Source organism: Levilactobacillus hammesii DSM 16381, from assembly GCF_001434395.1.
In the GTDB taxonomy this organism is placed as follows: Bacteria; Bacillota; Bacilli; order Lactobacillales; family Lactobacillaceae; genus Levilactobacillus; species Levilactobacillus hammesii.
In genome coordinates, this window is sequence record NZ_AZFS01000018.1 from 22,382 (window position 1) to 28,663 (window position 6,282).

5 protein-coding genes are annotated in these 6,282 nt (G+C 47.7%); 3 read left to right on the top strand and 2 right to left on the bottom strand.

The features are described 5' to 3' along the window. Positions 1–71 precede the first annotated feature (71 nt). Positions 72–1,037, top strand: coding sequence for an AraC family transcriptional regulator (locus FD28_RS01715; RefSeq protein ID WP_057731974.1), 966 nt, complete (start codon positions 72–74; stop codon positions 1,035–1,037). Between the two features lie 24 nt (positions 1,038–1,061). On the opposite strand, the gene FD28_RS01720 is transcribed toward FD28_RS01715, so the two are convergent. Next, positions 1,062–2,306: a glycoside hydrolase family 28 protein gene (locus FD28_RS01720; RefSeq protein WP_235806826.1), complete on the bottom strand. Its 1,245-nt coding sequence runs from the start codon at positions 2,304–2,306 to the stop codon at positions 1,062–1,064. Positions 2,307–2,628: 322 nt separating this feature from the next. On the opposite strand from FD28_RS01720, the gene FD28_RS01725 reads away from it, so the two are divergent. Beyond that, positions 2,629–3,426, top strand: coding sequence for an Ig-like domain-containing protein (locus FD28_RS01725; RefSeq protein ID WP_057731978.1), 798 nt, complete (start codon positions 2,629–2,631; stop codon positions 3,424–3,426). 118 nt (positions 3,427–3,544) lie between these two features. Further along, on the top strand, positions 3,545–3,844 hold the full coding sequence (locus FD28_RS01730; RefSeq protein WP_057731980.1) for a hypothetical protein: 300 nt from the start codon (positions 3,545–3,547) through the stop codon (positions 3,842–3,844). A gap of 192 nt (positions 3,845–4,036) precedes the next feature. On the opposite strand, the gene FD28_RS01735 is transcribed toward FD28_RS01730, so the two are convergent. Then, positions 4,037–5,938, bottom strand: a complete 1,902-nt coding sequence (locus tag FD28_RS01735) for a heavy metal translocating P-type ATPase (RefSeq protein WP_057731982.1) — start codon at positions 5,936–5,938, stop codon at positions 4,037–4,039. Positions 5,939–6,282: the final 344 nt, after the last annotated feature.

The following is a 6,282-nucleotide window of genomic DNA, read 5'->3' on the forward strand; positions in this document are numbered from 1 at the left end:
AACGTCTCATAGGCATAAATTTAATTTATGACGTATGAGACGTTTTTGCTAATTCGAGGGGATATGACAGTATGCTCGATAATATTTTAAATAGTTTGATGAAGCCAACTAAGATTGAAAAAGAACAATTGAAGAGTTATGAATTTCATAATGACATACCGTTGGCAGCTTACGATAGCCAACTGACCAAGCGAAAAAATACACTGGTCTTGAATAACTACTTTTTCAAGAATAAAAACATTTATATCAGTAAGCATAACCGATATGCACCGTACCCGATGCACACGCATACCTTTCTAGAGATTAATTACATGTTACGTGGGGAAGCGGATGAGGTTGTGGGTCATCGAGAAATTCATTTGAATCAGGGCGACTTATTACTGTTAGACGTAGGTTGCGAGCATTCTATCGGGTACCTAGGAACGAATGATTTGCTGATTAATATCTTATTTCAAGATCGGACGATTAATATTGATCTGTTAAACAGTCTCCGTAGCAGTCGAAGCGTGCTTTACGAATTCTTAGTGAATCGGAAGGTGGGGGTGGGAAATCGGGCCTCTTATCTATTGTTTCGCCAAGAGAATGGGCGCGAGATTCAGGAAACCTTAGATAGAATCATTGAAGAGTACTATCTCCAACGGGATTATGCAGATACCATCATTGAGGCCTATCTATCAATTCTGATTGCCCAACTGGTCCGAAACTATGCTGTCGATGTTGATAAGGATTTGACGAAACCACAATTATTAATTACCAAAATCTTGCAGGACATTAATGACAATGATAGTACGATTAGTTTATCTTACGTAGCACAGAAGTACGGCTATAATCGTAACTATTTGAGTAATCTTTTTCGTTCCATTGTGGGTGAAACGTTCTCGGATGTTCTAACTAAGCAACGGATCATGCATGCGCATACGCTACTTGCTTCCACCCAGATGCCGGTCGGTGAAATTATTAAACAAGTGGGAATATCGAATCGAACGTTTTTTTATAAAAAGTATCGGGAATATTATCATAAGGCGCCACGAGCGTAGGTGGTGGAAAACTACGCCACGTCATTACAACGACACCATCAGACCATTAGGAAACTTCCCCTGAACGTGGTTGAGCTGCAGTTCGGCACCCGCTAGGTTCGTGATGAGGTGCAAAGGCCGCTGTAGTTTGGGCGTTCCTTGCCAGGGACGGAGGTCAAAAGCCACTGGTGTATCGGCGTTTTGGCGCAGGTTGACCGTGACGTTTTCGAACGTTAGCCCCCTGATCGCCGCAGGAACATCCGCGGCAATGAAGATGCCATTTTCAGCGTTGCAGGTAATATTCTTGAACGTGATGTTTTGCAGCGTCTGTGCACTGAGGTCGGTCTCAGCATCGCGTGGCAATAGGGTCAGGTAGATCGGTTCACCGGCGCCCCACCACTCTTTGCTATAGTGCTTGGTATCGATCGAAATATCTTCAAAGCTGACATTGTTCACGCTGCCGGGATCACGCAGTTGAAAGGCCAGTCCCCGGTTGGTATCACGAATGGTCAATCGCCGGAATTTACAATTCTCAAAATTACCGAAGCTACTACTGCCGAATTTGACGGCCGCACTTTGCGTTTTTATGAAGCAATCTTCAACGAGAAGGCCGGTGCAATCCCCATATTGCGCGGTTTCTTCGGTACACTTGGGGCAGATGGCGTCATCGCCAGTCAGGATATCACAGTCGTGGATGTAGGTGTTCTTGCTCCGATCAACGTCGATGCCGTCCGTATTGGGCATGCGCACTTCATTGTGAATGGCGATGTGGCTAATTTCCGTGTTGTGGCAGCCTACCAGGTGAATCGTCCAGAAGGGGGCATTCTTGACCGTGATGTGGGCCAACGTGACGTTAGTACAGTCTTCAAAGTAGATGGTCATTGGGCGTGGGTATTTGTAAAATTTCAAATGAACCGCGTCATCTTGATGGGGGTAGATAAAGGCGGTGTAATGGCCATCGATGTGGCCCTCACCGGTGATACCAATGTTCCGCTGGCCCTTGGCGTAGATGAGTGCCGAGATTGGCGTGTGGTTGCGGTTTAGCTCAAAGGGACCGGGCCGATGGGTATAGTTGGCGTCGTGACCACTGCCCACCAGCGTAGCATCCGCCTCCAAGTTCAGGGTCACACCGGTCTTAAGTTGTAGGCCATCAATGGTATAACACCCACTGGGGATGGTGACTTCACCGCCAGTCGCGGCGGCACATTGGTCAATAGCCGCTTGAATGGTTTCGGTAGCATTTTGCTTAATTTCGGAATAACTGGCCGTGTCGAGAATGTTTATTTTCATAATTATAAATACACGCCCTTTCTGTAATATTTCCGGTTTGAAGATTACGGGATATCTGGCAAAAATGACAACGTTGTGCCTTTAGCTTAACATATTTTGAAAGCGGTGCCATAAAGCGGATGCGAGTTGCGGTCAAGGTTGATTTGCCGGCGATTAACGGCTAAAGAGTGGGTGACGGATTAATTTGTGTTAAGTGTTGTTAAAGAAGGGGCAACCTGGTTATAAATTTGTCACTAATTTGTCCCAAATCTGTTATACTACAAGGCGGTTAGAAAAATATTTTGCCGGTAATTTTACCGGCTTATAAGGGGTCAGGAAAACAATGAAGAAATTTATGGTTGCGATGACTGGTTTGGTCACTTTATTTACGATTGGTGCCACGGTTCCCGCTACGGCAATGACGCCAGCGACGACGGCACATGCAGCAACGCATGTTGGGCCTAACTTGAGTGTTAAGGCAGTTTACAGCAATTCTAAGACGATCACGGGGACGGCCACTAAGGGGTCTAAGATCGCGGTCAAGGCGACTAAGAATGCCAAGGCTAACCTTGGTAGTGCCACGGCTTCTAAGACGACTGGTAAGTACACGGTTAAATTAGCTAAGACGTTAAAGAAGAACGCGAACGTTTACGTTTACGCTACGAACCCAAAGACGAAGACGTCTTTCTACCGGATCATCCGGGTTCAAGCAGCAGCTGCTAAGAAGACAGCAACGACTAAGAAGACGACTGCTAAAAAGGCCACGGCCACTAAGAAGACGACTTCAACCAAGAAGGCTGCTAGCTTTACGGTAAAGACGCCTACTGGGACTTGGAAGTCTAACACGGCTAACAAGTACTCTCAAAAGATGGTCTTCAGCCAAAAGACTGGTTTTAACCAATACCTTTACAAGAATGGCAAGAAGGTCAAGACGTTAGTTTCTTACGCGAAGTACAGCGTAGATGCTAAGACGCCAACGTTCTGGAAGATCACTTACACCCCTAAGGGCTCTAAGACTTCCAAGAACCTTTACTTACGCTTCACTTCTGCTAAGAAGTTCAAGATCGTTAACAGCAAGAACAAGGTTGTTGCTGTTAAGGCCGGTGTTGCACCAGCTGCTAAGTGGACTTTCACGAAGTAAGCCGATAATCAAGTTAAGTGATAATGGGTAACCGTTATTGCCTAATGAGCGCTCATCATTCTGAGAAGAAATGGTGAGCTCTTTTTTAGGATCGAATGATGCGAGAAAGGACGATTAGGTGAAGCGGGGTTTATTCGCAAGATGGACGGCAACGTTAGCACAGGGGACACAGTTAAAGCCCTTGGGACTAGTACTGATGGGGATGGCCATTTTAGGAAGCGGACTGGTTGCAGTCGGTTTACCGTCAGTGGGGTTTGGGGTGCTGAGCTTGAATTTTTTCTTGCTAGCTGACTTTTTGACGGCGTGGTTAGCGCATCATCGTGTCACGGCCTTGCTCAGTCTTTTATTGGGAGCGGTATTGGCTCTCGTTATCTATGGTGTGGTTGTGTTTGGATTAAGCGTCATATTTAAGCAATAAGAAAATTTATGTAGGCGATTAGCAACGACTGTGACCAATTTGTGGCTAGTAATAAGTCGGCCCCCAGTAGCATTAGTGATTTTGACCAATCAAAATTAGATGCTGACACAAGTGATAAAATTTGAGCCTTAAAAATCCGGTTATCCCAAACTTTCAGGGTAACCGGATTTTTGTCGCTTCTATTCGACTGTTTTAATTCGTGGCTAATTGCTGAACGGGTTGCTTCGTTGGCTTGTTAACGTGGGGATGGTAGCCAATTAAGCGCATCGCGTTGAAGATAACCACAAGGATTGAAGCTTCGTGGACAAACATCCCACTGGCCATGTAGATGTAGCCGTAAACCAGGCCAATCAGTAAGAAGAGGACCGTGGCGATGGCAATCGTGATGTTTTCCTTCGTGTTGGCAGCCGTCTTCTTGGCTAACCCAACCGCATGATTCAGCGCCGTAAAGCTGGATTGCATCAAGACCACATCCGCCGTTTCAATGGCGACATCGGTCCCACCACCCATGGCGATTCCGACGCTAGCCGTGGCCAGGGAAGGACTGTCGTTGATCCCGTCTCCGACAAAGGCCACCTTGCGACCCATGTCTTGGAACTTCTTCACGAAAGTAACCTTGTCAGCGGGGAGTAAGTCGGCGTGAACTTCATCGATCCCCAGGGATTCAGCGACGGCCTGTGCAGTGGCTTGGTTGTCACCCGTTAACATGACCAAATGCTTGATTCCTTGGCGTTTCAGTGCGGCGAGGGCGGCTGGAACCTCAGTCCGAACCGTGTCGGCAACGCCGAGGATGAAGGCTAATTTCCCTTGGTAACCGACGAGGACGGTCGATTGACCATCGTCTTGCATGTTGTGTAAATCCACCAATTGGGCGTCGGATAGGTCAATCCCGTTGTCCTTTAACAAAGCAGCGTTCCCAACGTAGAGCGGGGCATCGTGCCAGTGGCCGATCATTCCGCGACCCTTGATGGTATCGGTCGTCATGGTTGGGGCGTCAGCGGCGATGCGGCCGGCCAGATGCGTGGTAATAGCCGTTGCCAGGGGGTGATCGGAGGTCTGTTCAACCTGAGCGACGGCCCCGAGTAAGCTATCATCGGTTGTGTATTGCTTCATGCCGGCCACGTCCATCTTACCCGTGGTTAAGGTCCCGGTCTTATCAAAGACAATCGTATCGACCTTGGAGAGGCTGTCGACCACATCGCCACCTTTAATTAAGATTCCATTCTTAGCCCCGTTACCGATTCCCGCCACGTTTGAGACGGGGGCACCGATAACCAAGGCCCCAGGGCAACCCAGAACCAGAACCGTGATGGCTAATCGCAGGTCTTGGGAGAAGACGTAAACCAGAATGGCAATGACCAGGACGGCTGGCGTATAGTATTGGGCAAATTTATCAATGAACTTTTCAGCGGGAGACTTGGTATCTTGGGCTTCTTCGACTAATTCGATAATCTTGGAGAAGGTCGTTTCGTCCCCCACCTGAGTGGCCTCAATCTGCAGGGTACCACTTTCGACCATGGCACCGGAGTAAACACCGTCACCATTGGCCTTGTTGATGGGCCGTGATTCACCCGTAATGGAGGATTCGTTGACGTAACCGGTCCCGTTGACCACTTTACCATCGACGGGAACCTGGCCCCCGGCCTTGACTAAGACCACGTTGCCTTCTTCCAAATCGTCAACGTCGACTTCTTCCGTTTCACCGGCATCGTTGACTAACAGGGCGGTCGTTGGTGCCATTTCGGTCAGGGATTGGATAGCGCCCCGCGTTTTAGCCAAGGTCTTTTGTTCCAGGTAAGACCCGAAGAGGAATAAGAAAGTCACAATGGCTGATTCTTCAAATTCACCGATGGCAAACGCCCCGATAACGGCGATGCCGACCAGTAATTCAATACTGAAGACCTTGGCTTTAAGTGCGCTGATTGCCCGAAGTACAATGGGGGCTGCGGCGATAACGGAAGCGATGATCCAAGCGGTGTCGGTGATGTAAGGCACCTTGGTAAACCAAGCATTCAGGAAACCGACAATGATCAGGCCGGCTGACCAGAAGGTAATGGGATTGGTGTGAGCATAAATATAACGTTGAAATGCCATAAGATAACGATCCTTTCTTTGTCTGAGTTGTTTAAGGTATTGCGTTCCTTGTTTATGTATCCATTATGCCGTGGATGGGTTGGGATTAACTTGATGCGAATCAAGTTGGCGGATTTATTTGGGTTAAATATGGTTTTTGTAAAAATGTACGCAAAAATCCCGCAGCGTCAGCGTTAATGTTAACTGACTCTACGGGATTTTTAGTGACTAAAGATTGAAAATTCCAAAATACCAGCCATGTCCATTCTAACAACAATATTGGGCCCAAAACTAGGCAACCTAGTGGTCCCTTCGCCTTACCGGTCGGCAGATATGGGACTGGAACGGTGCGAACACAACTTGAA